Genomic DNA, 25,738 nt, shown 5'->3' with positions numbered 1-25,738 from the left:
AACCAATTGAGCAAGCGACTAAACGATAAAAACTAACCCCTAAATAACCGTGCTCAACGACTAATGATTTTTGCCTACACTACACAGAGATAGTTACGATAGCTGGCCAAATAAGGTTAAACCAGCAATAAGCGCTAAAAAGAACAATACATTTCGCTTTACTAATTTCACCATGCACAAAGCTTCAACCGTGCAACCAAGGTGTTGCTTTTCAACTTGCTCTGCAGCTAATGCGGTTTCAGTAATTACTTTACGGTTACTCACACTAAAATTAAGGGCATGCCTTAACCAGCATGATGTTCCTTTATTAAAGTTTCCGATAATTAGATAACCAAAACTAGCAATTCGGGTTGGCAGCCAATCAAGCCAAAATAACAAGGTTTGTAAAAACAGCTTTTGGGGTAATAGTGCAGCAATTTTTTGGCTCCTGACCGCATCAGCAATGGTGCGGACTAACGCATAAAAAACGGCACCAGCAGGGCCAAGCACTACAAACCAAAAAATAACGGCACAATAAAAACGAAAGTTAATCCACGCTAACGTTTGCCCTAACGTTTCGCCGCCACGCTGATCTTCTGTACGTTTTTGACCTAATTGCATCGCATATAAACTGGCAGCTTCATTATCATTACGCTGCATCGCATTAAGGTAACCTTTATATTTTTCGCGATAATAAACACACCCTAAGCAGATTAAGAGCACCACAACATTAATCAGCATTTGCCACAAGACAAAATCAAGTGTTTGCGCAATTAACCCCACTAAAATAGCGGGCAACAAGAGCCAAAATAACAATAAAGCCGAATGTTTAAATACCGACTCAAGCTTACGACTTTTATCAAGGTAAACACTTGCATACGTTTCCATTTGCCAATATTTACCCCGAGCATCTAAACGCTCAATAATGAGGGCGATTAAAATTGAAATTAGCGTCATATCATTTACCTAAGGTTACGATAAAACCAACGTAGCACGTTGTTAAAACTATCGACTGAATAAAATTACAATAAAGCGTAAAAATACTGCCAATCAAAACTTGGACCCGGATCGGTTTTACGCCCAGGCGCTATGTCACTATGGCCGACTATTCGCTCTTTAGTGATGCTAGGATACTGTTTTATCAATATTTTAGCCAGCAAAGCTAATTGTTGATATTGCACCTTTTCATATGGTTCAGTATCAGTGCCCTCAAGCTCAATACCAATACTAAAATCATTACATCCTTCGCGCCCTGCAAAACAAGAAACACCCGCATGCCAAGCGCGGTCTAAAAAACTAACATACTGAATCACTGTGCCATCTCGGCGAATTAAACAATGCGCAGACACCTCAAGCCCCGCTAAATCAGCAAAACTTGCGTCACAACTGCAATCTAATCGTCCCATAAATAAATCACTAATATAAGGGCCACCAAACTGCCCCGCTGGCAGCGAAATATTATGCACCACCAGCAATGAAATGGGCTCATCACCCGCACGTAAATTAAAATGAGGCGACTTGCAATGCGTTGCATTCATTAACCAACCATTTTTAATATCTTGTAGCAAAACATTTTCCTACCATTAAATTAAAACCTAAAATTACCTTGCTGATTTCACAATCAAGCTGGTTATACATAAATCTACCTGCTCTGCACGTCTTTGTCTGTGGCAATACAATGACTAATAAACTACCAAATGGTTAAAATCGATTTTTTGCCATCTTAACAAATCCAATTTTGCTGCTATAGTTTCTGCTGATAAAGAGGTAAAATAAATTTCATATTTGACAATACTCTATCGAACCACGCCGCATAATCAATAGCAGCAAGTCGATACCTAAAACAAGCAGAGTCACACTATGAACGCAGCCACGCATATCAATGCAGATTTAATTCAACTTTTAGTTAGCCAAGCATTAAGTGAAGATTTAAACGGCCAATCAGCAAACGATGGTGATATCACCGCCCAACTTATTCCGGCTACACAAACCGCAACCGCTAATGTTATCACTCGTGAAGATTGCATTTTTTGTGGCGAAGCGCTAGTTGCTGAAGTATTTAAACAAGTTGATGCCAGTGTTGAGCTCACTTTTTTTAAACACGATGGCGACGCTGCTGCACCAAGCGACGTTTTATTTACTGCCAAAGGCAACGCACGTGCCATTTTAACAGCAGAACGCACCGCGCTTAATTTTGTGCAAACTTTATCAGGCACAGCAACCACAACCGCACATTATGTCAAAGAGCTTGCAGGTACAACAACGCAGCTACTCGATACCCGTAAAACCGTGCCAGGCCTTCGCCAATTACAAAAATATGCAGTGCTATGTGGTGGCGGTAACAATCACCGCATTGGTTTATACGATGCTTTTTTAATTAAAGAAAACCACATCGCCGCGTGTGGCGGCATTGCACAAGCAGTCGCTACCGCAAAACAAAACCACCCCAATTTAAAAGTAGAGGTCGAAGTCGAAAACCTCGATGAACTTAACCAAGCCCTCATTGCGGGTGCCGACATTATTATGCTTGATAACTTTAGCGTTGCCGACATCAAACAAGCCGTGCAAATAAATCAGCAAATAAGTCCTGTGGGTAGTCATACAAAACCGGCAAAACTTGAAGTGTCAGGTAATATGACCATTCATACCTTGCGCGAATATTCACAAGCAGGGGTAGATTACATCTCTAGTGGTGCAATCACCAAACATGTTAATGCCATCGACTTATCGATGCGATTTGTTAAAACATAAATTAACAGACTCGTCTAGGTACAGAAAAAACAGGTACGAACACAAATAAAATCATAACTTGTTGATGCAAAACAATTGTGGGAAACATTAAAATGTGTACAATGATTCCCTCAAATTGGCCGCATACATTTTTGTAACTAATTTGTAATACATTTAACTATTAAATTCACAAAATAGATGCTAGCATCTAATGAAATTGGTTGAAACAGGATGTAATAACCAATACTAAAACATGAATCTAGTTTGCTAATGATTTGTAAAATATATCTTTACACAAGCAAAATACATCGAGTAGGCTGTTTGTTAAGGTCTCGCTACAATGCAAAAGCATAACAAATTCATTTTTAAGTGTTTTTAAAGTAAACAGTAAAACGAGTAAAATCGAGCAGTAAAAATTTTAGGATTTTATTTGCACTGCCTTTCTCAATAGAGAAAAAAGACTATACTCAACTTTATAAAAGTCGGGGCGCGATAATACTTTCCCCCCGAAAGTTAGCCCCACATGTCACTCGTAGGAGAGGTACAACATGAAACAAGTTAAACAAATGAAACAACAAGCCCAAAAAGGCTTTACGTTAATCGAATTAATGATCGTAGTTGCAATCATCGGTATTTTGGCTGCTGTTGCGATTCCACAATATCAAGCTTATACCATCAATGGTGCAAATAATGCTTGTGAAACACAGGCGAGAGCACTAGCAGACAAAATCTCTATTGGCATTCACGACCCAGCGATGGCTATGACTGCAGCTGAATATACAGCAATGACAGCTAGCACGACTGCATGTGAATCTATATTACCTGCTGCACTTCCTACCGCATTCCCTGTAACGTTAACAGCAACACCTAAAGCACCAGGTACAGGTACAATTACGATTACAAGATAATTTACTGATAAATCAATTAAAGGCTTAGTTTCGCTAAGCCTTTTCAAGCAAGTTACTGAGCTAAATAGTCTTTTCAGAACAAATACTTCTAATTACTTTGAGTAATATTTAAGCATGTTATTAAACTCCCCATTAATAAGAAAATTAAGTAACATTGGTGTTATCGAATTAGAAAGTTTTAGGGGGATAAATAAGACTGATAAAACCTCCATTCCTGAAATAATTTGTAAAGAATCCAGCTTAACATCTATAGAATTAGCAAAAAAAACATCTTCATTGTTTCAAGTTCCATTTATTGATTTGAACTCTTATGATTTCCAATCTCTCCCAAATGAGAAAATTTTAAATGAAAAGTTAATTAAAAAACATCACGTTTTACCTATAGCAATAAAAGGCAAAACAATTTATCTCGCTAGCGCTGACCCTACCAACTTTGATGCCTTTGAAGACTACGAATTCAATACCGGCATGCAAACCGAAGTGGTAGTGGTCAATTACGAGCAGCTTAACCTTGCGATAGAGTCGTTATTTGATAAACAAGATGGCCTGGAACTTAGTGATGCGCAAATAGCAGAGCTAGAAGGCGTTGATGGCGAGCAAGAGACTAATAGTAAAAAATCACTCTCTACCGATGTAAACAATAAAGATGACGATGCACCGATTATTGTTTATATCAATAAAATATTGATGGATGCGATTAAAAAAGGTGCATCTGACTTACATTTTGAACCCTATGAACATACTTATCGCATCCGCTTTCGGGTTGATGGGGTATTACACGAAATAGCCAATCCGCCCGTCGGGCTTGAAAGCCGAATATCGGCTCGGATAAAAGTCATGTCGCACATGGATTTGGCCGAAAAACGCAAACCACAAGATGGTCGTATTAAGCTAAAAATCACTAAAAAGAAAAGCATCGACTTTCGTGTTTCGACCTTACCTACTTTGTGGGGCGAAAAGATTGTAATGCGTATTTTAGACTCATCAAGCGCTATGTTGGGCATTGATGTATTAGGTTACGAGCCAAAACAAAAAGATTTATATATGAATGCCCTTGCTCAGCCGCAAGGCATGATTTTAGTTACAGGCCCAACGGGTTCAGGTAAAACAGTATCGCTTTATACCGGTTTAAACATTCTGAATAAACCCGAGCGTAATATTTCAACCGCAGAAGACCCGGTTGAAATTAACTTAGCCGGTATCAACCAAGTACAAATAAATATTCGTGCTGATATGACCTTTGCTAATGCCCTGCGCGCGTTTTTACGCCAAGATCCTGATGTCGTCATGGTGGGGGAGATTCGTGATCTCGAAACCGCCGAAATCGCCATCAAAGCCGCGCAAACGGGTCACTTAGTACTTTCTACTTTGCATACCAACTCAGCGCCAGAGACCCTTACTCGTTTGATGAACATGGGTGTGCCGTCTTATAATATCGCTAGTTCAGTGAGTTTAATTATAGCCCAGCGCCTAGCGCGTCGTTTATGCAGCCACTGTAAAGAGCCTGAGCATATTCCTACTGAAGAGTTATTAAAGCTTGGCTTTACCCAAACTGACTTAACCGATTTAACCTTATTTAAAGCCAAGGGCTGTGAGCACTGTACAGAAGGCTATAAAGGCCGCGTTGGTATTTATGAAGTGATGCCCATTACCCCTAATATTGCGCAAATTATTATGCGCGGTGGTAACTCCCTTGAAATAGCAGAAGCGGCAACTAACGAAGGGGTGAATAATCTTCGCCGTTCTGGCTTAATAAAGGCGGCATCGGGTATGACGTCGATTATTGAAATAAATCGCGTGACTAGCTATCAACCATAAAAACAGGTTTAATAGCAAAATGTTAGAACGTATTAACCATACTAAGCTCAACTGAGATAACAACAAGCAAAAGCGACTACGAGCAAGGACATTATAATGGCAAAAAAATCAACGGCCACCAAAGCGCTTGATACTTATACTTGGGTAGGTGTGAATAGCCGCGGTAAAAAGCTTGAAGGCGAAATGAATGGCCAAAGTATTGCACTGGTTAAAGCGCAGCTGCGCAAACAAAACATCACGCCATCAAAAGTAAAAAAGAAATCCAAATCACTACTTGGGCTTTCATCAGAACCTAAAATTACCGCCAAAGATATTTGTGTGCTAACCCGTCAAATAGCCACCATGTTAATGGCAGGTGTACCGCTAATTCAAGCAATTGACATGATTGGCTCAGGTTCAGAGAAAAAAAGCCTTCAACGCTTAATTACCAAGATAGCAGACGAAGTAAAAGCGGGTAATCCGTTTTCTGATGCCTTGCGTAAACACCCAATATTATTTGATGACTTGTATTGCGATTTAGTGGCATCAGGCGAGCAATCTGGTGCATTAGATAATATATTTGACCGTGTTGCCACCTACAAAGAAAAGTCGGAAGCGCTGAAATCTAAAATCAAAAAAGCCATGATATACCCGATTGCAGTGCTGAGTATTGCCTTTGTGGTTACCACTATTCTGCTAATTTTTGTTGTCCCTCAATTTCAAAGTGTTTTTGCTGGTTTTGGCGCTGAACTCCCCGCATTTACATTATTTGTAATTGGTATTTCTGAATTTATGCAAAATTATTGGTGGCTTGTTTTTGGGGGCATGGCAGCTGGTTTTTATGCCTTTAGGCAAGCACATCGTGCTAGCAAAAATGTGCGGGATAATACCGACCGCACCATTTTAAAACTGCCTATTCTTGGCAAAATTTTAGATAAAGCAGCGGTTGCCCGCTACGCCCGCACTTTATCAACCACCTTTGCCGCTGGCGTACCACTTGTAGATGCCCTTGACTCTGCCGCCGGCGCTTCAGGCAATGCGGTTTATCGCAACGCTATAATAGAAATTAAATCCGAAGTGAGTTCAGGTAATCAAATGAACTTTGCTATGCGAAATTCTAATATTTTTCCTGACATGGTGATTCAAATGGTGGCCATTGGTGAAGAATCGGGCGCCCTTGATGATATGCTGGCAAAAGTAGCCACTATTTACGAGCAAGAAGTCGACGATGCCGTTGATGGTTTATCAACCTTATTAGAGCCTTTAATAATGGCTATTTTAGGGGTTTTAGTGGGTGGTTTGATTGTCGCCATGTACTTACCAATCTTTCAACTTGGCGCTATTGTTGGTGGCTAGTTTAATAATGGATAGTTTAATGCTGCAAGAGCTGATTACGCTTTACCAACAACAGGCCTGTTTTTTTTACTTAACGATTGCCCTCGTATCACTTGCGGTAGGTAGTTTTTTAAATGTGGTGATCTATCGCTTACCTGTGATGATGCAAAATGAATGGCAACAGGATTGCCGCTTACTGTTAGAAGACGAGCTACCTAAAAATCAGCTCGATGCAAACAATACCGAAACGCCAGCAACCATCTTTAATCTTGCAGTGCCTGCCTCAACCTGCCCAAAATGCAGCAGTAAAATTAAAGCGTGGCAAAATATCCCGGTAATTAGCTGGCTGATATTGCGCGGCAAATGTGCGTATTGCAAAAACCCAATATCAATGCGCTACCCGAGCATAGAACTACTTACTATGGTTGCAAGCTTAACAGTTGCCGCAGTGCTTGGCGTAACCGAACAAACGGTGTTGTACCTTGGTGTTACATGGGCGCTCATTGCACTGATATTTATTGATATTGACCACATGTTGCTGCCAGATCAAATCACTTTGCCACTGTTATGGCTAGGCCTTCTGGCTTCAATATTTGGCCTGACCATAGAGCCTGCGCAAGCCATTATTGGTGCTGCACTGGGGTATTTAAGTTTTTGGTCGGTATATTGGTTGTTTAAACTCGCTACCGGCAAAGAAGGCATGGGTTATGGTGACTTTAAATTAATGGCAGTCTTTGGTGCCTTACTTGGCTGGCAAGCACTGCCGATGATTATTTTACTGTCGAGTTTAGTAGGCGCTGTTATTGGTATTACGCTCCTCAGCATTCAAGGTAAAGACAAAGCCACGCCAATCCCTTTTGGCCCTTATATCGCTATTGCAGGTTGGGTTGCGATACTTTGGGGTACTGAAATATCAATCGCTTATTACAGCTTGATTTTAGCCTAATACTTTGCTTTTTTAACATCTGGAAATAACGAACAATGCCATCAAACCAAACCAAAGTAAGCAAAAAAATTATTGGTTTAACCGGTGGCATAGGATCTGGTAAAAGCGCTGTTGCAAATATGTTTGCCGCCCTTGGTATTGAATTAGTCGATGCCGATATTGTTGCCCGCGAAGTCGTTGCCATTGGCAGCCCTGCACTTGCAGCAATTAAACAATACTTTAGTGAGGACTTTTTAAACCAAGATGGCAGCCTAAATAGATCAAAACTGCGTGAACGTGTTTTCTCGCAAGCTGATGATAAATTATGGCTCAATAACCTGCTGCATCCACTTATTCGCAGCGAAATTTTAGCCCAGTTACACCAAGCTTCTAGCCCTTATGTTTTATTGGTAGCACCGCTATTATTTGAAAATAAATTAAACGAGCTTTGCGACCACAGCGTATTAGTTGACGTGCCTGTAGCAACCCAGTTACAACGTACCAGCACACGAGATAACTGCACCGTAGAGCTAGTGCAAAACATTATTGCGGCACAAATGCCAAGAGCGCAAAAACAAGCCTTAGCTGACGATACAATCGATAACTCTTTAGCATTAGACCACACTAAAAAACAAGTAACCGCCTTACACCAAAAACTGCTCGCTCTAACATAAATGTAATAATGTCGGTGTGAAAGCTGTCGCACATCTTTGGCTTTAATATATTGCTAGCAAGCTATCACCTAGGTAAAAAACAATCACACTTGCAATATTAGCGTTCTGGGCAACACTTACTATACCAATCAATTGGATAGTGTCGGCATGAATTTAAACTCTCCCTTAATTCGAAAATTTATCAGCTTAGGGTACATAACACCTGAAGATGTAAGTAATAAGGGTTTAAGCAGCACCTCGGTGATTGAGCTTATTACCAGCAGCTCAGATTTCACCACAAAAACATTTGCCGCCAAATGCAGTGAGTTATTTAAAGTTCCTTTATTTGATTTAGCCAGCTTTGACCCGCAGCATATACCAAGCGAATTAGTAAACGAAAGTCTGATCCGCAAACATCATATATTACCTATGAGCAAGCGTAACCGTACGCTGTTTTTAGCTACCGCCGACCCCACTGATTTTGATGCTTTTGAAAATTTTGAATTTAATACTGGCTTACAAACCGAAGTGGTCGTAGTTGATTTTGCTGAGCTTGAGAAAAAGATTGATCAATTACTTGATAATTCATCTGGCTTAAATCTCAGTGATGAAGAGTTTAAAGAGTTTAGTGATGTTGAGATTGATACATCCGAAGGTACCAAAGACAACGATGTAGCCGATGAAAAAGAAGACGCTCCTATTATTGTTTATATCAATAAAATTTTAATGGATGCCATTCGTAAAGGAGCGTCTGATTTACACTTTGAACCCTATGAATTCACTTACCGAATTCGCTTTCGGATTGACGGTATTTTGCATGAAGTAGCGGCCCCGCCACAAGCATTAGCAACTCGCATTTCGGCACGGGTTAAGGTTATGGCCCGTCTTGATATTGCCGAAAAACGCAAACCACAAGATGGCCGCATTAAACTAAAAATCACTAAAAAGAAAAGTATCGATTTTCGTGTTTCTACCTTGCCCACCCTTTGGGGTGAAAAAATCGTAATGCGGATTTTAGATTCATCAAGCGCCATGCTCGGCATTGATGTATTAGGTTATGAAGTCGAACAAAAAGAGCTTTACTTAAATGCCTTAGCGCAGCCTCAAGGCATGATTTTAGTAACAGGTCCAACAGGCTCAGGTAAAACCGTTTCACTTTATACCGGCTTAAATATTTTAAATAAACCAGAGCGCAATATTTCAACCGCAGAAGATCCGGTTGAGATCAATTTAGTTGGCATTAATCAGGTGCAAATTAATGCGCGTGCCGATATGACCTTTGCCAATGCTTTACGGGCATTTTTACGCCAAGATCCCGATGTCGTTATGGTTGGGGAAATTCGCGACCTCGAAACGGCTGAAATATCAATTAAAGCGGCGCAAACGGGCCATCTAGTGCTTTCAACCCTACATACGAACTCAGCGCCCGAAACGCTCACCCGCTTGCTAAACATGGGCGTGCCAGCGTATAACGTCGCCAGTTCTGTAACCCTTATTATTGCCCAGCGTCTTGCTCGGCGCTTATGCAACAATTGCAAGCAACCAGAAGAGTTACCAGAACAAGAACTTATTCGTCAGGGCTTTTCTGAGCAGCAAAGTAAAGAACTCACCCTTTTTAAAGCAAATGGTTGCGAGCTTTGTACCGAAGGTTACAAAGGTCGGGTGGGTATTTACGAGGTAATGCAAATTACTCCAGAAATAGCACAAATTATTATGCGTGGCGGTAACTCGCTCGAAATTGCACAAAAGTCCAAAGAGCAAGGATTTAATAATTTACGCCTATCAGGCCTGCGCAAAGCCGCCAAAGGGATCACCAGTTTAGCCGAAATAAACCGCGTCACGAGTTTCTAATTCACTCAAGGCTTGCATCAACAAAGTGAACAGTTAAACTAACGCCATTATTATTGTTGAGACAAAACAAATGAGCACAGTTGTAAATTGCCCAAATTGTAAAAAACAAGTTATTTGGGGCCCCGATGCGCCTTACCGCCCTTTTTGCTCTAAACAATGTCAATTAATTGATTTAGGCGAATGGGCGGCCGAAAACCATAAAATTGCCACTCAAAGCGGAAATGATCAAAAAGTAACACCAGATATGATTGAAGACATTGAAGCGATGCTGGCACAAGCCGAAAGTGAAGCTGGCTTTTTTAAAGAGTAAAGAGCTCTCTATGAGATCCACTACGTTTTATTGGACATAACATCAAGTCTAACAAGCCAATCACATAAAAATTGGCTTTTTTTAGTTATGCCTCTTAAAAGTTTCACCGCTGTTTAAGCATGGGCAAATGCTCTTAAATGCTCAGTAACACTTCGACCTAAGGAAGATAAATCATATCCGCCTTCTAACATCGAAATAATCCCTTTGCTTTGGCATAATTTTGCAAGCGCAATCACCTGTTCAGTAAACCAAACATAATCGGCTTCAACAAAACCAAGCCCGCCCATATCATCTTCTAAATGTGCATCAAAACCAGCACTAATAAAAATAAGTTCAGGATTAAAATCAGTGAGTTTTGGTAGCCATTGCTGCGTTACAAGTTCTTTTAATTGAACCGCTCCTTGGCCTGCCGACATGGGTGAATTAATAATGTGATTATTACTTTCAACTGCGGTATTTGGATAAAATGGATGCTGAAATAGCGAGCAAAATAAAACGCTTTCATCATCGATAAAAATATCTTGTGTGCCGTTACCGTGATGGACATCAATATCTAAAATCGCAATGCGTTTAATACCGAACGTTTGTGCGTATTTAACCGCAATTGCGAGATTATTAACCACACAAAAGCCCGATGAACTGTCTTTATTTGCATGATGACCAGGCGGCCTAATCGCACAAAATGCGGCGTCTAATTGCCCTGCCAGTATTTCATCAACCGCTAAAATTCCAGCACCTACAGCACGCTCTATTGCCAAAAAGCTCTCGGGGCACAGCCAAGTATCGCCATCTAAATCAGCAAGCCCTGCTTGTGGTAACGTTGCCAAAATATGGGCAATATGCTGTTCGCTATGCGCCAAGCCTATGTGCGCTAAAGTCGCTTTAGGTGCAAGTTTATGTGCAATCGTGACATCGACTCCAGAAGCCACAAGCCTATCTTGAATGGCATCTAGTCGCTCAGGACATTCAGGATGATCAACTATCATTTTATGTTTTCGACAAGCGGGATGGGCAATAATGGCTGTGCGCATAAAAATACCAAATGAAGTTACAAGTTCACAATAACCTTGCTTTGAAGGGTTATAGTAGCAAAGCGAGTCTTTAACTGCTTTGCTACTTTGGTCGATTTTAAAGCGAAGACTTATTTATCAGCAGCTTGCTTAACCGGTTTTAGTAATAAATTATGGAAATCGAAGCTAAAATCAGTCACAGCGGGTGCAACTGCGTGCATGGTCGCACTTTCAACCACATTATTGCCTTTAACATTAAATTCAATATAGGCATCGGCTTCAAGCAACTTCTCATCCCAGCGCACTACAAAAGTATTGCCATTGTAATGTTCTAAAACACCTTTAAGTCGCTTGGTATGGGTAAAATCAATGCGTAAGCTATTATCTTGCTCTGTAATGTTTATATCGCCATACCAATCATCACGATAATTGTTGGCGTACACGTTATTTGGCAATGCCGCCTGTTTATCAGCAACCTCAGCAAGTGCTTGCGTTTTGTAGGCTTTTTCTTTGCCCTCAAAATGTTTTGTTGCCAGGTCTTCGACCCAATCTTTATCCTCAAGCTTTAATGCATCTTCGAGTATTTCATGACTGATTGCCGAGAGTGCACCAAATGCTTGTTGGTTTGATAAGATCACAATGCCGAGCTCTTTTTCAGGCAACAAGGTGACTTGTGACACCATGCCTAGAATACCACCGCCATGAGACATTTTTTTATAACCTTGGTAATCTTCAATGCTCCAACCTAAGCCATAACCTCTAAACTGCTGACGATAAGCGTCAAACGCTTTGCTCGATGCTTTACTCGTAATATGCAAATGCCACATTTCTTGTTGTGACTTTTCGCTAAAGAGCGCTTCACCATTTGGCAATTTACCTTCGTTAAGCTGTAAACGTAACCAATGGCTCATATCAGCAACACTTGATGCAATTGCACCTGCGCCACGAAAATCTTCTAAGTAATTAACAAAAAATGGTGTCAGTTTGCCATCCAACGGAATATGGCCCGTAGCCCAATTATCATTACTTTTTGGGATCCGAGAAAAACCTGCTTTTGAATGGCTCATTTCAAGTGGCGCTAAGATTTTTTGCTCAATAAAATCATTCCATGACATACCCGATACACGTGCAACTACTTCACCTGCGGTGACAAACATCAAATTGTTGTAAGCATATTGGCTGCGAAAGCTTGAATCTGGTTTTAAGTATTGTAAACCAGCTAGAATATCACTTACTTCTTTGTCGGTATCAGGCCAAATCATTAAATCCCCAGCGCCTAAACCTAACCCACTGCGATGGCTTAATAAATCGCGAATTCGCATTTCACGGGTCACATAAGGGTCAGCTAAACGAAACTCAGGTAAATGATCAATAACTCTATCATCCCAACTGAGCTTTCCTTGCTCAATCAACATCGCTAACGCGGCGCTAGTAAAAGCTTTAGTATTTGACGCAATACCAAATAATGTGTCTTTTGTTACCGCCTTTTTGGTATCTAAATGGCTAACCCCAAATCCTTTGGCAAGTACAACTTTATCATTTTCAACAATGGCAACAGCCATACCCGGTACATCAAAACGTGCCATCGAAGCATTTATTATTTTTTCTATTTTGACGGTATCGACTGCTGCAAATGATGAAAATGAGGCAATACTTAACCCGATTGCCGTGGCTAATGATGTTAATTTCATTGATTTCCCTTTTATATTTTTTTATTAACCTAAATTCCAGATAAAAGATTTACTAACACAGTGAATGAAAAGTAAATATCTACGTTTTTCTTTGGCCAGAAGCTTTCAACAGTATCAAGGCGAATTACGCTTAGCCTTGAAAATAGCGGTCTGAATAGATTTATTATCGAAAACTCAAGTTTATTAGGTTAACAGTTATTTTTTATGGATCAAAAACTCACGTTGCGAACGCTCTGAATCTGGGTCAACTTGTGTAACTTGCTGGCATATTTTTGTAACGTAATGCTCAGGTAATTGCGCCTCTTTAGCGCCAGCTATTACATGCTGTAAATACCAATCATAAGGCAGTAAGCTGTGATCTAACGTATTGGCAACATAACAATATGCATCAAAATGCTCACCACTTTCATGCTTTACCGTTAAATTGCAAATTGAATATCGCGGGCCTTCTATTTGATCCAAAATCGCCTTTTCTTCAGCTGTAATTTGATATAACACGCCCAATAAAATATCGTTTTTATCACCAGTATAATAGGCATCGCATTTGCCTGAGTCATCAAAACCCTTTTTGTGGTACGCCAACTTATAACCTTCTACCATTGCGACCCCAATACGTTTTGCTTTTGGTAAACGCGCCAACAAACGATTACTCGACATATTAGAGCCATAAGCCAAGTTAAAATAAACTGTCATAGCAATACCACCCGCACGGCTAAAATTAATAATACGATGCCAATACCACGGTCAAACCAATGACCACTTTTTAAGAAAAATGCCCGCACTTGGGTTTTAGATAAAATTAACGATAAAAATGAAAACCATACCCAAGTCGCAAGTGCCATATACACACCATAACCTGCTTGCACTAAGCTTGGCGTATTCGGATCTATAACTATGGTAAATAATGACAAAAAGAATAATGTTGCTTTTGGGTTAAGTGCGTTGGTTAAAAACCCTTTAGAAAAAGAGCGACTCACAGGCTCATCACTCAAATGAGTCGACATTTTTTGCACTTCACCATTGGCTGGTTTTGCTTGCAATGCTTGAAATGCCATATACGCCAAATAAGCTGCTGCTAAATATTTAAGCCAATTAAATAAGGTTTCAGACTGAGCAATAATAAGTGCAACCCCGAGCAAACAATAGGTTACGTGCACTAATATCCCAAGCCCCACACCTGCACTGGCAAACAGCGCATTACGCCTACCATAGCTAATGCTTTGTTTTAAAATAATCGCAAAGTCAGGTCCAGGGCTTGCAACCGCAAAAAAATGCGCCAAAGCAATAAGAATAAACTCATCTAAATAAGCCATTATTTCCCAGCCTTTTCAAGCAGAGCCAACAAGACTGGCTCAGGACTTAACGCTAAGTGTTCAGCCATTTGTTTCATTGCTTTTTTATATTGGCTGCGCAAATGAGGCTTAAGCTGAGCCGATATTTTGTGTCTATCAGCACCTTTTAAGGTGCTCACCAACGCCAAACACATAAGATTTTCGGTTTCTGGTAATGCCGCTTGTCGATTAGCATACGGATTATAACAAGAGCCACATCCACCTCTAAATTGATAAGCCGTATTAGTGAGCATCACACCAAAGCCTAAAAAATGTGCCAACAAATCGGTCGCTTGAGGTAAAAATGCCTCTCCACCAGGAGGTAATACGCCTTTTTGTTTGATTAAAATCATCGCCAACGCTTGAGCAAAACTGGCGACTAAATCTTGCGGCTGATTGATTTGAGCAGGATTAAATGAGATTAAAATCGGCTGAGTCACAGGCTGTACCAACTGAGCAAATTGCCCGCGACTTTGACCTACAAATTTAAACGTTGGAAAATGAGCCCCACTTAACTGCTGCGGTGCAACAAGTTGTATTGGCCAATTTTGCATCCCCGCAAAACCCACCACTTGATGAAAAACTTGCTGAGCCATTGCCGATATTGAACTCACTTGACCAGGAAAAAATTCATTGGTCGGCAATACGACTTTACTTTGCTCAACAAAATACTGCCCATCAAAATGTTCAAACGCCCAAATAAAGGTATCGATAATCCATTGTGCTTCGTTATCTGGCAACAAAGGCTTACCAGCTAACTTTTCTTTTAATAATGCTAACATCTTCATTTCATCGCTACTTTTTAAGGCCGATTTCATGAGCCTGCGCCCATTGCCATGCATCAGTATTGTAAAGTGGCACGGTTGATAATGCGTGATGGTGACTGCCTGTGGTTTCTTTTGTCGAATAAGATAAATACATCAAAGTCTTATGTTCAGGATCATAAATTCGACGTACTTTAAGGGTTTTAAATAAAATACTTTTAGATTCTTTAAATACGATTTCGCCATCTTTTGAAAAATCAATCTGAGCCATTTGCTCAGCCGTGATAGAACCTGTTTGTCGACATGCAATCGACATATCTGAAGGATCTGCGAAATCTAAATTCGCTTCAACATGACTAATATGACACGTTACGCCAGGTAGTTTAGGATCTGTTTTAGCTTTAATGATCACATCTTTAGTGGTGAACATCCCCAAACTTACTTTACCTGCATCATCTGAACAAGCATTTAGCAATAGCGCAGCCGCCGCAATACCGAGTAATTTAACCTTTATCATCTGTCGTACCTTTATCGAAAAAGTAACTATATTCCAGCATCATAAAGAGGAAAGACAATAAAAAGCAACTAAGTTACGGTAAATAGGGAGGGCTTAACTGTAAAGGGCTAACTCAAAGCGTCTAAAATTAGACTTGGGTCGCTGATACCCGCTTCTTTTAAAGCATCACGTAACGCTGATACCGCAATTTGCACTGCGCCTTGCAAACTTAATACTTCACTTTGTTTTTGCTTTAATAACACTGACTTTTGCTCATCAGTGAGTTGATTATTTTGTGACAGATTAAGCAAAATCGTCTTTGCCTCTTCAAGCATTTGCTTTAACTTTTTAACTTGGTCGACTATGGCTTGAATATGCGCGGGTAACGTTGGTTTGTCATTTTTTTCATTCGCGCTAGCCGCTAGTGCTTCCTCAGAGATATCAACCTTATCCTCCTCTAACTGCCGAGTCTCACTCGTTTGCACTGTGGCAGGCTTATCATTAACATCCTGACTACTTTTTATTGTTAGTTCTAGTGTATTTAAACGCTCAGAAATCAACATTATTTATCATCTCACGCCGTGAAGATTAATTCTTATCGACTCCAGATATAAATACTTAACTATCTTCGTACCTATTATCAGCATTATTATATTACAGGCAAAAAAAAACCTAGCCGAAGCTAGGTTTTTCTTTCAAAGAAAAATCAATTACTTGATTTTAGCTTCTTTGAAAAGAACGTGTTGACGGATTTTTGGATCAAACTTTTTGATCTCCATTTTTTCCGGCATAGTACGCTTGTTTTTGTCGGTAGTGTAGAAATAACCAGTACCAGCAGTAGAAACTAAACGGATTTTATCACGCATGACTCAATCTCCTTAAATTTTTTCGCCACGAGCACGGATTTCGGTAAGTACCGCATCAATGCCTTTTTTATCAATAATACGCATACCTTTAGTAGTAAGACGTAGTTTAACGAAACGGTTTTCGCTTTCAACCCAAAAACGGTGAGTTTGTAGGTTAGGTAGGAAACGACGTTTAGTTGCATTTAGTGCGTGTGAACGATTGTTACCAACCGCTGGACGCTTACCTGTAACTTGACATACTTTAGACATGTCTATATATCTCCAAAAACTTTGCTCGAGCTAGATTTCCCTTAGGCCTTAAACGTATTATGCCCCGAGATAAATCGAAGGGCGCTCTTTATATAGCAAATACAGGCAAAGATCAAGGAAAGAGATCTATCGACGCTCATATGTGTAAATTTGATAGCGGCCAATTATAGTGATCCAATTGCCGAAGTGAAAGCAAAAACTGCAGTTAATTTAAACTAATTTGCAAAAAAGAGTAAAATAGGCTGTTCGGCTAACTTTTAGAGTCATTTTCATGCTTAAAAAAGCAGCAGTGAGGTTTTTGTTCTCATTTGAAGTGGGTTATAACTTCAAAATACTTGGCTTGGTAGTCCGATATATTTTATCAACACGATAAAAAAAGTGGCTAAGCCACCTCTCTTTGCAACTGAAAACTAATTTTGACCTGTTGCGCTTCCATTAATACTTGTTGAGCATGGCAAACGCATTTTCCGCATTGGCTACCTACACCTAAACAATGTCGTAATTGACGCATTGACTCAACACCCTCAGCAACAGCTTGGGTAATTTTTTTGTCTGTTACAGCGTGGCAAATACAAACGTACATTTAGGTTCTCAGCAAGATTAATATCTGAGATGAATTTTAGTCTAAATGACAATCATTTTCAATAAGATTAATATCTACTAAATCAGTTAATTATCAATTAAGTGTTATTTTATTATTTATTCTTGCTATGAGATGCCTAAAGTAAACCTCGCTCCGCAAACGAAACCACTTGATTTCCACCCACAATCAGATGATCAAGTACGGCAACATCAATTAGTGATAATGCCTGAGTTAATTTACGTGTAATTACCTGATCTGCCTGGCTAGGCTCTGCAATTCCAGATGGGTGGTTGTGTGCAAATATCACCGCATTAGCGTTCATTTTAAGCACTTCTTTGACCACCTCTCTTGGGTAAACAGCGGCAGCATTGATGGTGCCATAAAACAAAATCTTCTGGCAAATCAAACGGTTTTGATTATCTAAAAACAATACCATAAAGACTTCTTGCTGCCGCGATTTTAATTCTAACGCCAAATAATCTCGGACATGGGTAGGAGAATTGAATACGGTATCGCGCTGGCAAGACTCATGTAAAAAACGCTTACTCAGTTCAAGTACTGCTTGTAACTGTGCATACTTTGCCGCACCGAGCCCTTTAACTTGGCTAAATTCTAATAACGAAGCACTAAAGAGCTGATTAAGTGAATGATGGGTATCAAGTACATGCTCGGCCAATTCAATGGCATTCATTCCTGGGATCCCAGTTCGTAAAAATATGGCTAACAACTCTGCGTCACTGAGCGCTTCGGCGCCTAATTTCAACAATTTTTCACGCGGCCTGAGCTCTGCCGCCATCAATGAGATTTGCATAATTCCATCCTTGGTGATTGCACTTAACTTAAATTGTAGTGATAAATTTGCTTGCTGTCGCAAGCAAACGTAATATTGCGACACACGTTTTCAATACGCGGTTCGCTAATCCGCAGTCACTCTACAGTGAGTCAATTTATGGCCAATAAAAAAATATTACTTGCTATCTCTGGGGGCATTGCTGCCTATAAATGCGCTGAATTAGTTCGCCGTTTAAAAGATCATGGTCACGATGTAAAAGTGGTTATGACACATTCTGCGCAAGCATTTATTACCCCGCTTACGATGCAAGCAGTTTCAGGGCAGCCTGTTTCAGACAGCTTACTCGACCCGAATGCCGAAGCGGCAATGGGCCATATTGAATTCGCTAAATGGGCAGATCTTATTTTAGTAGCCCCCGCAACAGCAAATATCATCGCAAAAATGAGCCAAGGCATGGCTGATGACCTGCTCACGACATTATTATTGGCTACTCCTAGCCTTGTTGCTATTGCACCGGCAATGAATCAACAAATGTACGCTCATGCAGCCACACAAGCTAACTTAACAACGCTTGCAGCTAGAGGTATTCATATTTGGGGCCCTGCCAGTGGCGTACAAGCTTGTGGTGATGTAGGTGCTGGTAGAATGTTAGAACCCGCAGAACTTGTGAGCTTGTGTAACGATTTACTCAATCGTCCAGCATTAATAAGTGAGATAGAAATAAGTCATGCAGAACAACCCCTTTTTGCTGGCAAAACAATTACAATTACCGCTGGTCCGACACGAGAAGCGCTCGACCCGGTACGCTTTATTAGCAATCATAGTTCAGGAAAAATGGGCTATGCACTTGCAGCAGCTGCAGTATCATTAGGTGCTAAGGTTAATTTAATTTCAGGGCCCGTTACCCTCAAAACTCCTGATGGTGTCCATAAAATAGCAGTAGAAAGTGCGCTTGAAATGCATCAAGCGGCCTTAACGCTCGCAGTAGAATCAGATGTATTTATTGGCTGTGCAGCCGTTGCTGATTACCGCGCTGCCGATATTCAAAGCCAAAAGATAAAAAAACAAGGCGATAACCTGACATTAACCCTGGTCAAAAACCCAGACATCATTGCAGATGTCGCGGCTTTAAAATCACACAGGCCATTTACCGTGGGTTTTGCTGCAGAAACGCAAAATGTAGCGCAATATGCCCAAGGTAAGCTCATCAACAAAAACCTTGATTTGATTTGCGCAAACGATGTATCACAGCAAGGCATTGGCTTTAATTCTGATCATAATGCCTTAACAATTTACTGGCAAAATGGTCAGTTAGATTTACCCGTTCAAAGTAAAGAAATACTAGCTGTATCAATTATAAAGACAATATTCGAGCGACAAAACAACTAAATTGATGCGTAAAACAAGGCTGGAAACCACAAGCATAAACAATTACCATGCAGTGACAAAAAGCCAAGCGCAAAAACATAATTATAAGAAGTAAGGGATAAACCATGCCTGCAAATAAGCGTAGCAATCGCAAAGAGCAAATTTTACAAGCCTTAGCGCAAATGCTCGAAACCAGCCCAGGACAGAGGATCACCACAGCTAAACTAGCAGCTGAAGTCGGTGTATCTGAAGCCGCGCTTTATCGTCATTTTCCAAGTAAAGCACGAATGTTTGAAGGCTTAATTGAATTTATTGAAGATACATTATTATCTCGCATCAATATCATTTTAGATAATGAAAAAGATACCCAAGGCCGCATCTACAATATTTTAGGTTTACTCTTAACCTTTTCAGAAAAAAATCCAGGGATCACTCGTATTTTAACCGGTGATGCCCTACAGGGTGAGCAAGAGCGATTACGAGATCGCATTCAAAGTTTATTCGAAAAGCTCGAAACTCAATTGAAGCAAGTGCTGCGCGAACGTAAACTCCGCGAAGGCAAAACCTTCAGCATTGAAGAAGCGCATCTAGCTAATTTATTACTCGCCTATGTTGAAGGCCGAATGAATCAATTTGTACGCTCTGATTTTAAAATCAAACCTAGCCATCAATTTGAAAGTCAGTGGTCAATGCTATCTCTTGCTTGGCAATAAAATTTTTAAAGTGGCGAACCCTGTTTGCCACTTTAAACGCCACGTTTTCCTCTCTTCATCTTAAATAATTGCCACTTATCGTTAATGTTTCTATGCTCGGTTAACTCCTTGATATGTTTAACTCAATAGCCCTTTCGCTTTAACATGGTAACTAAAAATGAATAAAGTGCTTTCGACACTTACCGTTGCAGTCATAACGAGTTTTTCGACGCCCATTTTTGCAAGTCAAAACTTAACCTTTACCGATGTCTTTGATTTTAAAACAGCACAAAATACTCAGCTCACAGAGGATGGTCGATTTTTAGCGTTATCAGCTACGCCCTACCGAGGCGACCCTAAAGGGCTTTTGTACGATTTAAACAGCAACAAGACCCTTGCATCTATCGAGAATGGTACTAAACCACAATTTAGTAAAAATGGGCTTTGGGTCGCATTTATCGCTAAACCTGATTTATTAACTTCTGAAAGCGCAACCAAAAAAGAGAAAAAAAAACTTCGCAATAATTTAGCACTCGTTAATACCCAAACGAAACAACAACTCCGATTTGATGAAGTAAAAGATTTTCAATTATCTGATGATGGTCAATGGCTAGCATTTCGCCAAGATAAACCAGACGAAAAAACCGAAAAAGAAGACAACGACAGCAAAGATGATTACGAACTAAGTGCTGTTGATAGCGAAACAGCCCCAAAAAGCGCCATTAAACCCGATAAAAAAGATACAGCATTGCCACTTAAAATAATAAAACTTGCAACAGCGCAAGAACAACTATTTGATGGTGTATTAAGCTATGATTTTGCTCACCAAAGTGCAGGCATGTTAATCAGCCAAGTTTATAAAGATGGAGCGCAAAATGCGATTTCTTACCTTTCATTAGCCAAAAGCATCAGCCAGAGCCCAATAATGACTGAGCCTGGAATAAGCGCCACCAAAATTAGCTGGCATCCAAATGAAAATACCGTTGCATTTTATGCGGGTAACTATGTAAATAATGACGCAAGACGTCGCAGCCACCAGCTTTATTTATGGCAACAGCCAAGCAATAGATTGACCACCATTAACAGCAATAATGAGCAATGGTTTACGGGCAAAACAGCCAAGCTTGAATGGTCAGAGCAAGGTGAACGCCTTTATTTTGAAAACCGCCCAGCACTTGATGCAAAAATTGCAGATAAAAAATATAAAACAACCGAAGATTTACGCGACTTTGATACTATTCGTGCCCATAAAGGCCTTAAAGTATGGCACCACCAAAATCCACAAATTAAAACTCGCGAGCAAATACAGTGGAATGAAGAAAATAAGTACCGCCATTACCAAGCTGTTTACCATTACAATAGCCGCAATGTTGTACAGTTAAGCACGCCTGAGATTGAAGATTTAAAAATCCACACTGAAAAGTCATTTTTACTTGGCTCTAGTAATACGCCTTATCTAAACAAAGTTATGTATGATGGCTTTTATGCCGATTACTACGCGATTGATGTCGCCACAGGTAATAGCAAGTTAATTGTAAAACAAAGCCGCGAAACCCCCACCTTAGCACCAAATGGCCAATATGCGGCTTATTTTTTAGATGGAGCGGTTCAACTTAAAAACTTAACGACCAACCAAACCAAACCGCTAACACAGGCCATTAAAGCAGTGTTTGCTGACGACCAGCATGATTACCCAACGCCAACACCTGGCTATGGTTTTGCTGGTTGGCTTGCCGACAGCAGTGCGGTATTGGTGTATAGCAAGTTCGACATTTGGGCGTTTGATGTCTCGACTATGCAGGCAACTCGCCTAACACAAGGTGCAGAAACTAAAACCCAATATCGAGCCGTGACTCTAGACAAACGCCAAGTGGGAATAGACCCTAAACAACCTTTATTTTTAAGTGCGCATAATACCGTTAATAAAGAAACCGCTGTTGCCACATTCGATTTTACGACCTCAACCGTAAAAACCACATTAAAAGGTAAGCAACGTTTTGATCTCGTTGATAAAGCTAAAAATAGCGACCGCCTGCTATTTACCAAGCAAAGCTACCAACAATTTCCCGACCTTTGGCAAACTGACGTTTCATTTAAAAAGCCAAAAAAGGTGACCAATCTAAACCCACAACTTAAAAACTTTGCCTGGGGCGCACAGCCTGAACTAGTACAATATAAAGGCTATGACGGTGAAGATTTACAAGGTGTACTGATTAAACCTGCTGGCTATAAAAAAGGCGATAAAGTACCTGTTGTGGTTTATTTTTACCGTTATATGAGTCAACGCATGTATGACTTTCCAGCAATGGAGTTAAACCATAGACCAAACCTGCCAATGTTTACTTCAAATGGGTATGCGATCTTTTTGCCCGATATTCGTTTTGAAATTGGTCATCCAGGTAAATCATCAACTCAAACTATGATTAATGCCGCACAAAAATTAATTGATATTGGAGTTGCTCATCCGGATAAAATTGGCTTGCAAGGTCATTCATGGGCGGGCTATCAAAGTGCGTTTATGATCACTCAAACAGATATGTTTAAAGCAGTGGTTTCAGGGGCACCAGTCTCCAATATGACCAGTGCCTATAGCGGCATTCGTTTAAAATCAGGTTTGGCGCGCCAATTCCAATACGAAACCGGCCAAAGCCGCATTGGTAAAAACCTGTTTGAAGCCCGTGACTTATACATTGAAAACTCACCGGTGTTTTTTGCCGACAAAGTGAATACTCCCATTTTAATTATGTTTGGTGATAAAGATGACGCTGTACCTTGGCATGAAGGTGTTCAGTACTATTTGGCCCTGCGCCGTGCTCAAAAAGATGTGATTTTTTTACAATATGAAGGAGAACCGCACCACTTAAAGAAATTTCCAAATCAAGTCGATTTCTCAATTCGAATGATGGAATACTTTGATCATCATCTAAAAGGCTTGCCTGCACCGCAATGGATGACACAAGGTGAAGCGTTTATAGAAGAATAAAACGCTTAACAAACAACAATAAAAAATGCCGCATCTGCGGCATTTTTTATTGAACTCATATTTATAAACCAAAATAGTAAGCTTATTTTGCACGCTGGCGGTTATCACCTACTCTCGGTTTGGTATTCGCCTTTTTAAACTGGCTAAAACCAGTATGGCGAGTTAAAGCTGGCTTGCCTTTACTCACGCCACCTTTTTTAGCTAAGGTTTTTAATTCATCACGCCCTTCTTCTGGCACTAAACAATTTGGCCCTTTGCCAATTAACTTAGCCATTCCCATAGCGCGCAATGCGTCACGGATCATCGGCCAGCCTGCAGGGTCATGGTAACGTAAAATTGCTTTATGCAAACGACGCTGCCTCGCACCTTTTGGCACTGCAACAATATCCGTATTATTTTTAATATTACGCAACGAGTTCATTTCGGTATGATAAATCGTGGTCGCATTTGCCATTGGTGATGGATAAAAATTTTGTACTTGATCGAGCTTAAAATCATTCGATTTAAGCCAAAGTGCCATGTTCACCATATCTAGATCGGTTGTACCGGGATGCGCCGAAATAAAATAAGGAATTAAATACTGCTTTTTACCCGCTTCTTTCGAATACTTATCAAACAAAGCTTTAAATTCATCGTACGCTCCCATGCCTGGCTTCATCATTTTTGACAATGGCCCATCTTCAGTATGCTCTGGTGCTATTTTTAAATAACCGCCAACATGATGAGTCACAAGCTCTTTAACATAACGAGGGTCTTGTACGGCTAAATCATAACGTACACCCGATGCAATCAAGATTTTTTTAATTCCTTTTACATCACGCGCTTTACGATATAAATCAATGGTTGGCGTATGATCTGTATCCATGTGATTACAAATATCAGGGTAAACACATGACAAACGACGACAGGTACTTTCGGCTTTTTCACTTTTACAGCGTAACTTGTACATGTTTGCTGTAGGGCCACCCAAATCAGAAATAACGCCGGTGAATCCAGGCACTTTATCGCGGATTTGCTCGATTTCATTAATAATTGATTCGTGTGAACGGCTTTGAATTATGCGCCCTTCATGCTCAGTAATAGAGCAAAAACTACAACCACCAAAACAGCCACGCATGATATTTACAGAGGTTTTAATCATGTCATACGCTGGAATTTTAGCATCGCCATAACTTGGGTGCGGCACTCGTTGATATGGCAGTCCAAAAACACCATCCATCTCTTGCGTTTCAAGCGGAAACGCAGGCGGATTAACCCATACAGAGCGATCGCCATGCCGTTGAAATAATGCCCTCGCACAACCAGGGTTAGTTTCTTGATGTAAAATACGCGAAGCATGCGCATATAAAGGCTTATTAACACTCACTTGCTCAAAGGCAGGTAGTTTAACGTAAGTTTTTTCCCATGGTTTTGGCCGTGCAGGCTGCACAACTATAGGCTTGGCAGCCTCAGCCTGCAAATCAATGCCCGCTTGTTTAAATTCAGATTTGCTACAGCCCACATCGTCAGCACCATAAGGATTTGGGATTGGATCTATTTTACCGATTTTATCGATAGCGGTTGAATCTGCACCGCGCCAACCAGGTAAAGGTTCTTTACGAATAACCGCAGTACCACGTACATCTTGAATATCGGCAATTGTTTCACCCGCTGCAATACGATGTGCAACTTCAACTAATGGACGTTCAGCATTACCGTAAATGAGGATGTCAGCTTTGGCATCAAAAATGATGCTGCGGCGTACTTTCTCAGACCAATAATCATAATGAGCAATACGGCGCAAACTTGCCTCAATGCCACCAATTACAACCGGTACATCTTTGTAAGCTTCTTTACAGCGTTGGGTATAAACCAATACAGCACGATCAGGGCGCTTACCACCGACGTTACCTGGCGTATAAGCATCATCATGACGCATACGCTTTTCAGCCGTATAGCGATTAATCATCGAATCCATATTTCCGGCACTCACACCGTAAAACAAATTCGGTTTACCTAAACTCATAAACGCATCTTTGCTGTTCCAATCTGGCTGCGCAATAATCCCAACTCTGAATCCCTGAGACTCAAGCACACGGCCAATGACCGCCATACCAAAGCTTGGGTGGTCAACATAAGCATCGCCTGAAATGATAATAATATCACAGCTGTCCCAGCCTAAAGCATCCATTTCTGCGCGGGTTGTAGGTAAGAAATCGGCGGTGCCATAGCACTCTGCCCAGTATTTTGGATAAGAAAAAAGTCCGCGTTCAGCAGTTAGCGCTGCCATATTAAAGCCTCAGAGACAAAACAAAAATTCAGTGATCCATCTATCTTAGCCTAGTGCACGCTTCATCCATAAAATGAAAGTGAAAAGAAAAATCCGTCTAAACTTGCGTAGGAATGATAAGAATGAAATTAAGGGCGGGAATTATACCTGAGTTT

24 protein-coding genes and 1 pseudogene are annotated in these 25,738 nt (G+C 40.5%); 11 read left to right on the top strand and 14 right to left on the bottom strand.

Annotated features, from left to right (window positions below; genetic code table 11):
- Positions 1 to 93 precede the first annotated feature (93 nt).
- Together ampE and ampD are read right to left on the bottom strand one after the other, a co-directional pair.
- The gene (ampE, locus tag PTUN_RS03540) at positions 94 to 936 is read right to left on the bottom strand and encodes a beta-lactamase regulator AmpE (protein WP_009838321.1); all 843 of its coding nucleotides are present in this window, start codon (positions 934 to 936) and stop codon (positions 94 to 96) included.
- A 65-nt stretch (positions 937 to 1,001) separates the two neighbouring features.
- Positions 1,002 to 1,547 (bottom strand): 1,6-anhydro-N-acetylmuramyl-L-alanine amidase AmpD, encoded by a 546-nt coding sequence (gene ampD, locus PTUN_RS03535; protein ID WP_009838320.1) that lies wholly within the window; start codon positions 1,545 to 1,547, stop codon positions 1,002 to 1,004.
- A gap of 292 nt (positions 1,548 to 1,839) precedes the next feature.
- Here ampD and nadC point away from each other — a divergent pair, with 292 nt between their 5' ends.
- The 8 genes and pseudogenes from nadC (at position 1,840) to yacG (ending at position 10,488) form a co-directional block, all read left to right on the top strand.
- Positions 1,840 to 2,730 carry a carboxylating nicotinate-nucleotide diphosphorylase gene (gene nadC, locus PTUN_RS03530; protein WP_009838319.1) on the top strand — a complete coding sequence of 297 codons (891 nt, stop codon included), beginning with the start codon at positions 1,840 to 1,842 and terminating at the stop codon, positions 2,728 to 2,730.
- A 545-nt stretch (positions 2,731 to 3,275) separates the two neighbouring features.
- Positions 3,276 to 3,381 (top strand): annotated as a pseudogene (locus tag PTUN_RS21925) (pilin); the annotation flags it as partial.
- 350 nt (positions 3,382 to 3,731) lie between these two features.
- Entirely contained in the window at positions 3,732 to 5,435 is a 1,704-nt protein-coding gene (gene pilB, locus PTUN_RS03520; RefSeq protein WP_009838317.1) for a type IV-A pilus assembly ATPase PilB, read from the top strand.
- A gap of 96 nt (positions 5,436 to 5,531) precedes the next feature.
- Entirely contained in the window at positions 5,532 to 6,770 is a 1,239-nt protein-coding gene (locus PTUN_RS03515; protein ID WP_009838316.1) for a type II secretion system F family protein, read from the top strand.
- 19 nt (positions 6,771 to 6,789) lie between these two features.
- On the top strand, positions 6,790 to 7,695 hold the full coding sequence (locus PTUN_RS03510) for a prepilin peptidase (RefSeq protein ID WP_232284995.1): 906 nt from the start codon (positions 6,790 to 6,792) through the stop codon (positions 7,693 to 7,695).
- Between the two features lie 35 nt (positions 7,696 to 7,730).
- Positions 7,731 to 8,348, top strand: coding sequence for a dephospho-CoA kinase (gene coaE / locus PTUN_RS03505; RefSeq protein WP_009838314.1), 618 nt, complete (start codon positions 7,731 to 7,733; stop codon positions 8,346 to 8,348).
- 147 nt (positions 8,349 to 8,495) lie between these two features.
- A complete protein-coding gene (gene pilB, locus PTUN_RS03500; RefSeq protein ID WP_009838313.1) occupies positions 8,496 to 10,178 on the top strand; it encodes a type IV-A pilus assembly ATPase PilB in 1,683 nt (560 codons plus the stop codon).
- Between the two features lie 70 nt (positions 10,179 to 10,248).
- Positions 10,249 to 10,488: a DNA gyrase inhibitor YacG gene (yacG, locus tag PTUN_RS03495; protein WP_009838312.1), complete on the top strand. Its 240-nt coding sequence runs from the start codon at positions 10,249 to 10,251 to the stop codon at positions 10,486 to 10,488.
- 113 nt (positions 10,489 to 10,601) lie between these two features.
- Here the strand turns inward: yacG and PTUN_RS03490 are convergent, their stop codons facing one another.
- From PTUN_RS03490 to radC, 11 genes are all read right to left on the bottom strand, one after another.
- The gene (locus tag PTUN_RS03490; RefSeq protein ID WP_009838311.1) at positions 10,602 to 11,519 is read right to left on the bottom strand and encodes a histone deacetylase family protein; all 918 of its coding nucleotides are present in this window, start codon (positions 11,517 to 11,519) and stop codon (positions 10,602 to 10,604) included.
- Between the two features lie 110 nt (positions 11,520 to 11,629).
- A complete protein-coding gene (locus PTUN_RS03485; protein WP_009838310.1) occupies positions 11,630 to 13,189 on the bottom strand; it encodes a serine hydrolase in 1,560 nt (519 codons plus the stop codon).
- 195 nt (positions 13,190 to 13,384) lie between these two features.
- Positions 13,385 to 13,882 carry a gamma-glutamylcyclotransferase family protein gene (locus tag PTUN_RS03480; RefSeq protein WP_009838309.1) on the bottom strand — a complete coding sequence of 166 codons (498 nt, stop codon included), beginning with the start codon at positions 13,880 to 13,882 and terminating at the stop codon, positions 13,385 to 13,387.
- Positions 13,879 to 14,502 carry a LysE family translocator gene (locus PTUN_RS03475; RefSeq protein WP_009838308.1) on the bottom strand — a complete coding sequence of 208 codons (624 nt, stop codon included), beginning with the start codon at positions 14,500 to 14,502 and terminating at the stop codon, positions 13,879 to 13,881. The genes PTUN_RS03480 and PTUN_RS03475 overlap by 4 nt, the downstream gene beginning before the upstream one ends.
- On the bottom strand, positions 14,502 to 15,302 hold the full coding sequence (locus tag PTUN_RS03470) for a hypothetical protein (protein WP_040643901.1): 801 nt from the start codon (positions 15,300 to 15,302) through the stop codon (positions 14,502 to 14,504). Before PTUN_RS03470 ends, PTUN_RS03475 begins: the two co-directional genes overlap by 1 nt.
- Before the next feature lie 13 nt (positions 15,303 to 15,315).
- Positions 15,316 to 15,801, bottom strand: a complete 486-nt coding sequence (locus tag PTUN_RS03465; RefSeq protein WP_009838306.1) for a CreA family protein — start codon at positions 15,799 to 15,801, stop codon at positions 15,316 to 15,318.
- A gap of 107 nt (positions 15,802 to 15,908) precedes the next feature.
- Positions 15,909 to 16,343: a hypothetical protein gene (locus PTUN_RS03460; RefSeq protein ID WP_009838305.1), complete on the bottom strand. Its 435-nt coding sequence runs from the start codon at positions 16,341 to 16,343 to the stop codon at positions 15,909 to 15,911.
- 147 nt (positions 16,344 to 16,490) lie between these two features.
- Positions 16,491 to 16,646, bottom strand: coding sequence for a 50S ribosomal protein L33 (gene rpmG, locus PTUN_RS03455; RefSeq protein WP_009838304.1), 156 nt, complete (start codon positions 16,644 to 16,646; stop codon positions 16,491 to 16,493).
- Positions 16,647 to 16,658: 12 nt separating this feature from the next.
- The gene (gene rpmB, locus PTUN_RS03450; RefSeq protein ID WP_009838303.1) at positions 16,659 to 16,895 is read right to left on the bottom strand and encodes a 50S ribosomal protein L28; all 237 of its coding nucleotides are present in this window, start codon (positions 16,893 to 16,895) and stop codon (positions 16,659 to 16,661) included.
- Between the two features lie 382 nt (positions 16,896 to 17,277).
- Positions 17,278 to 17,478 carry a bacterioferritin-associated ferredoxin gene (locus tag PTUN_RS03445; protein WP_009838301.1) on the bottom strand — a complete coding sequence of 67 codons (201 nt, stop codon included), beginning with the start codon at positions 17,476 to 17,478 and terminating at the stop codon, positions 17,278 to 17,280.
- Between the two features lie 136 nt (positions 17,479 to 17,614).
- The gene (gene radC / locus PTUN_RS03440) at positions 17,615 to 18,289 is read right to left on the bottom strand and encodes a RadC family protein (protein WP_040643820.1); all 675 of its coding nucleotides are present in this window, start codon (positions 18,287 to 18,289) and stop codon (positions 17,615 to 17,617) included.
- Between the two features lie 138 nt (positions 18,290 to 18,427).
- On the opposite strand from radC, the gene coaBC reads away from it, so the two are divergent.
- The 3 genes from coaBC (at position 18,428) to PTUN_RS03425 (ending at position 23,314) form a co-directional block, all read left to right on the top strand.
- Positions 18,428 to 19,660, top strand: coding sequence for a bifunctional phosphopantothenoylcysteine decarboxylase/phosphopantothenate--cysteine ligase CoaBC (coaBC, locus tag PTUN_RS03435; protein ID WP_009838299.1), 1,233 nt, complete (start codon positions 18,428 to 18,430; stop codon positions 19,658 to 19,660).
- A 104-nt stretch (positions 19,661 to 19,764) separates the two neighbouring features.
- Positions 19,765 to 20,352, top strand: coding sequence for a nucleoid occlusion factor SlmA (slmA, locus tag PTUN_RS03430; RefSeq protein WP_009838298.1), 588 nt, complete (start codon positions 19,765 to 19,767; stop codon positions 20,350 to 20,352).
- Positions 20,353 to 20,509: 157 nt separating this feature from the next.
- A complete protein-coding gene (locus PTUN_RS03425) occupies positions 20,510 to 23,314 on the top strand; it encodes an alpha/beta hydrolase family protein (protein ID WP_009838297.1) in 2,805 nt (934 codons plus the stop codon).
- An 82-nt stretch (positions 23,315 to 23,396) separates the two neighbouring features.
- Here PTUN_RS03425 and PTUN_RS03420 read toward each other — a convergent pair whose 3' ends face one another.
- Complete coding sequence (locus PTUN_RS03420) at positions 23,397 to 25,583, bottom strand: YgiQ family radical SAM protein (RefSeq protein WP_009838296.1); 2,187 nt, start codon at positions 25,581 to 25,583, stop codon at positions 23,397 to 23,399.
- Positions 25,584 to 25,738 lie beyond the last annotated feature (155 nt).

The organism is Pseudoalteromonas tunicata (assembly GCF_002310815.1).
In the GTDB taxonomy this organism is placed as follows: domain Bacteria; phylum Pseudomonadota; class Gammaproteobacteria; order Enterobacterales; family Alteromonadaceae; genus Pseudoalteromonas; species Pseudoalteromonas tunicata.
The sequence above is the reverse complement of the archived record's forward strand: the minus strand, read 5'-3'. Positions and strand labels throughout refer to the sequence as shown.

Bases quoted from the DNA above. Each gene is read 5' to 3' on its own strand.
- ampE (WP_009838321.1), bottom strand. From the start codon at position 936: ATGACGCTAATTTCAATTTTAATCGCCCTCATTATTGAGCGTTTAGAT.
- nadC (WP_009838319.1), top strand. From the start codon at position 1,840: ATGAACGCAGCCACGCATATCAATGCAGATTTAATTCAACTTTTAGTT.
- pilB (WP_009838317.1), top strand. From the start codon at position 3,732: ATGTTATTAAACTCCCCATTAATAAGAAAATTAAGTAACATTGGTGTT.
- PTUN_RS03515 (WP_009838316.1), top strand. From the start codon at position 5,532: ATGGCAAAAAAATCAACGGCCACCAAAGCGCTTGATACTTATACTTGG.
- PTUN_RS03510 (WP_232284995.1), top strand. From the start codon at position 6,790: ATGCTGCAAGAGCTGATTACGCTTTACCAACAACAGGCCTGTTTTTTT.
- coaE (WP_009838314.1), top strand. From the start codon at position 7,731: ATGCCATCAAACCAAACCAAAGTAAGCAAAAAAATTATTGGTTTAACC.
- pilB (WP_009838313.1), top strand. From the start codon at position 8,496: ATGAATTTAAACTCTCCCTTAATTCGAAAATTTATCAGCTTAGGGTAC.
- yacG (WP_009838312.1), top strand. From the start codon at position 10,249: ATGAGCACAGTTGTAAATTGCCCAAATTGTAAAAAACAAGTTATTTGG.
- PTUN_RS03490 (WP_009838311.1), bottom strand. From the start codon at position 11,519: ATGCGCACAGCCATTATTGCCCATCCCGCTTGTCGAAAACATAAAATG.
- PTUN_RS03485 (WP_009838310.1), bottom strand. From the start codon at position 13,189: ATGAAATTAACATCATTAGCCACGGCAATCGGGTTAAGTATTGCCTCA.
- PTUN_RS03480 (WP_009838309.1), bottom strand. From the start codon at position 13,882: ATGACAGTTTATTTTAACTTGGCTTATGGCTCTAATATGTCGAGTAAT.
- PTUN_RS03475 (WP_009838308.1), bottom strand. From the start codon at position 14,502: ATGGCTTATTTAGATGAGTTTATTCTTATTGCTTTGGCGCATTTTTTT.
- PTUN_RS03470 (WP_040643901.1), bottom strand. From the start codon at position 15,302: ATGTTAGCATTATTAAAAGAAAAGTTAGCTGGTAAGCCTTTGTTGCCA.
- PTUN_RS03465 (WP_009838306.1), bottom strand. From the start codon at position 15,801: ATGATAAAGGTTAAATTACTCGGTATTGCGGCGGCTGCGCTATTGCTA.
- PTUN_RS03460 (WP_009838305.1), bottom strand. From the start codon at position 16,343: ATGTTGATTTCTGAGCGTTTAAATACACTAGAACTAACAATAAAAAGT.
- rpmG (WP_009838304.1), bottom strand. From the start codon at position 16,646: ATGCGTGATAAAATCCGTTTAGTTTCTACTGCTGGTACTGGTTATTTC.
- rpmB (WP_009838303.1), bottom strand. From the start codon at position 16,895: ATGTCTAAAGTATGTCAAGTTACAGGTAAGCGTCCAGCGGTTGGTAAC.
- PTUN_RS03445 (WP_009838301.1), bottom strand. From the start codon at position 17,478: ATGTACGTTTGTATTTGCCACGCTGTAACAGACAAAAAAATTACCCAA.
- radC (WP_040643820.1), bottom strand. From the start codon at position 18,289: ATGCAAATCTCATTGATGGCGGCAGAGCTCAGGCCGCGTGAAAAATTG.
- coaBC (WP_009838299.1), top strand. From the start codon at position 18,428: ATGGCCAATAAAAAAATATTACTTGCTATCTCTGGGGGCATTGCTGCC.
- slmA (WP_009838298.1), top strand. From the start codon at position 19,765: ATGCCTGCAAATAAGCGTAGCAATCGCAAAGAGCAAATTTTACAAGCC.
- PTUN_RS03425 (WP_009838297.1), top strand. From the start codon at position 20,510: ATGAATAAAGTGCTTTCGACACTTACCGTTGCAGTCATAACGAGTTTT.
- PTUN_RS03420 (WP_009838296.1), bottom strand. From the start codon at position 25,583: ATGGCAGCGCTAACTGCTGAACGCGGACTTTTTTCTTATCCAAAATAC.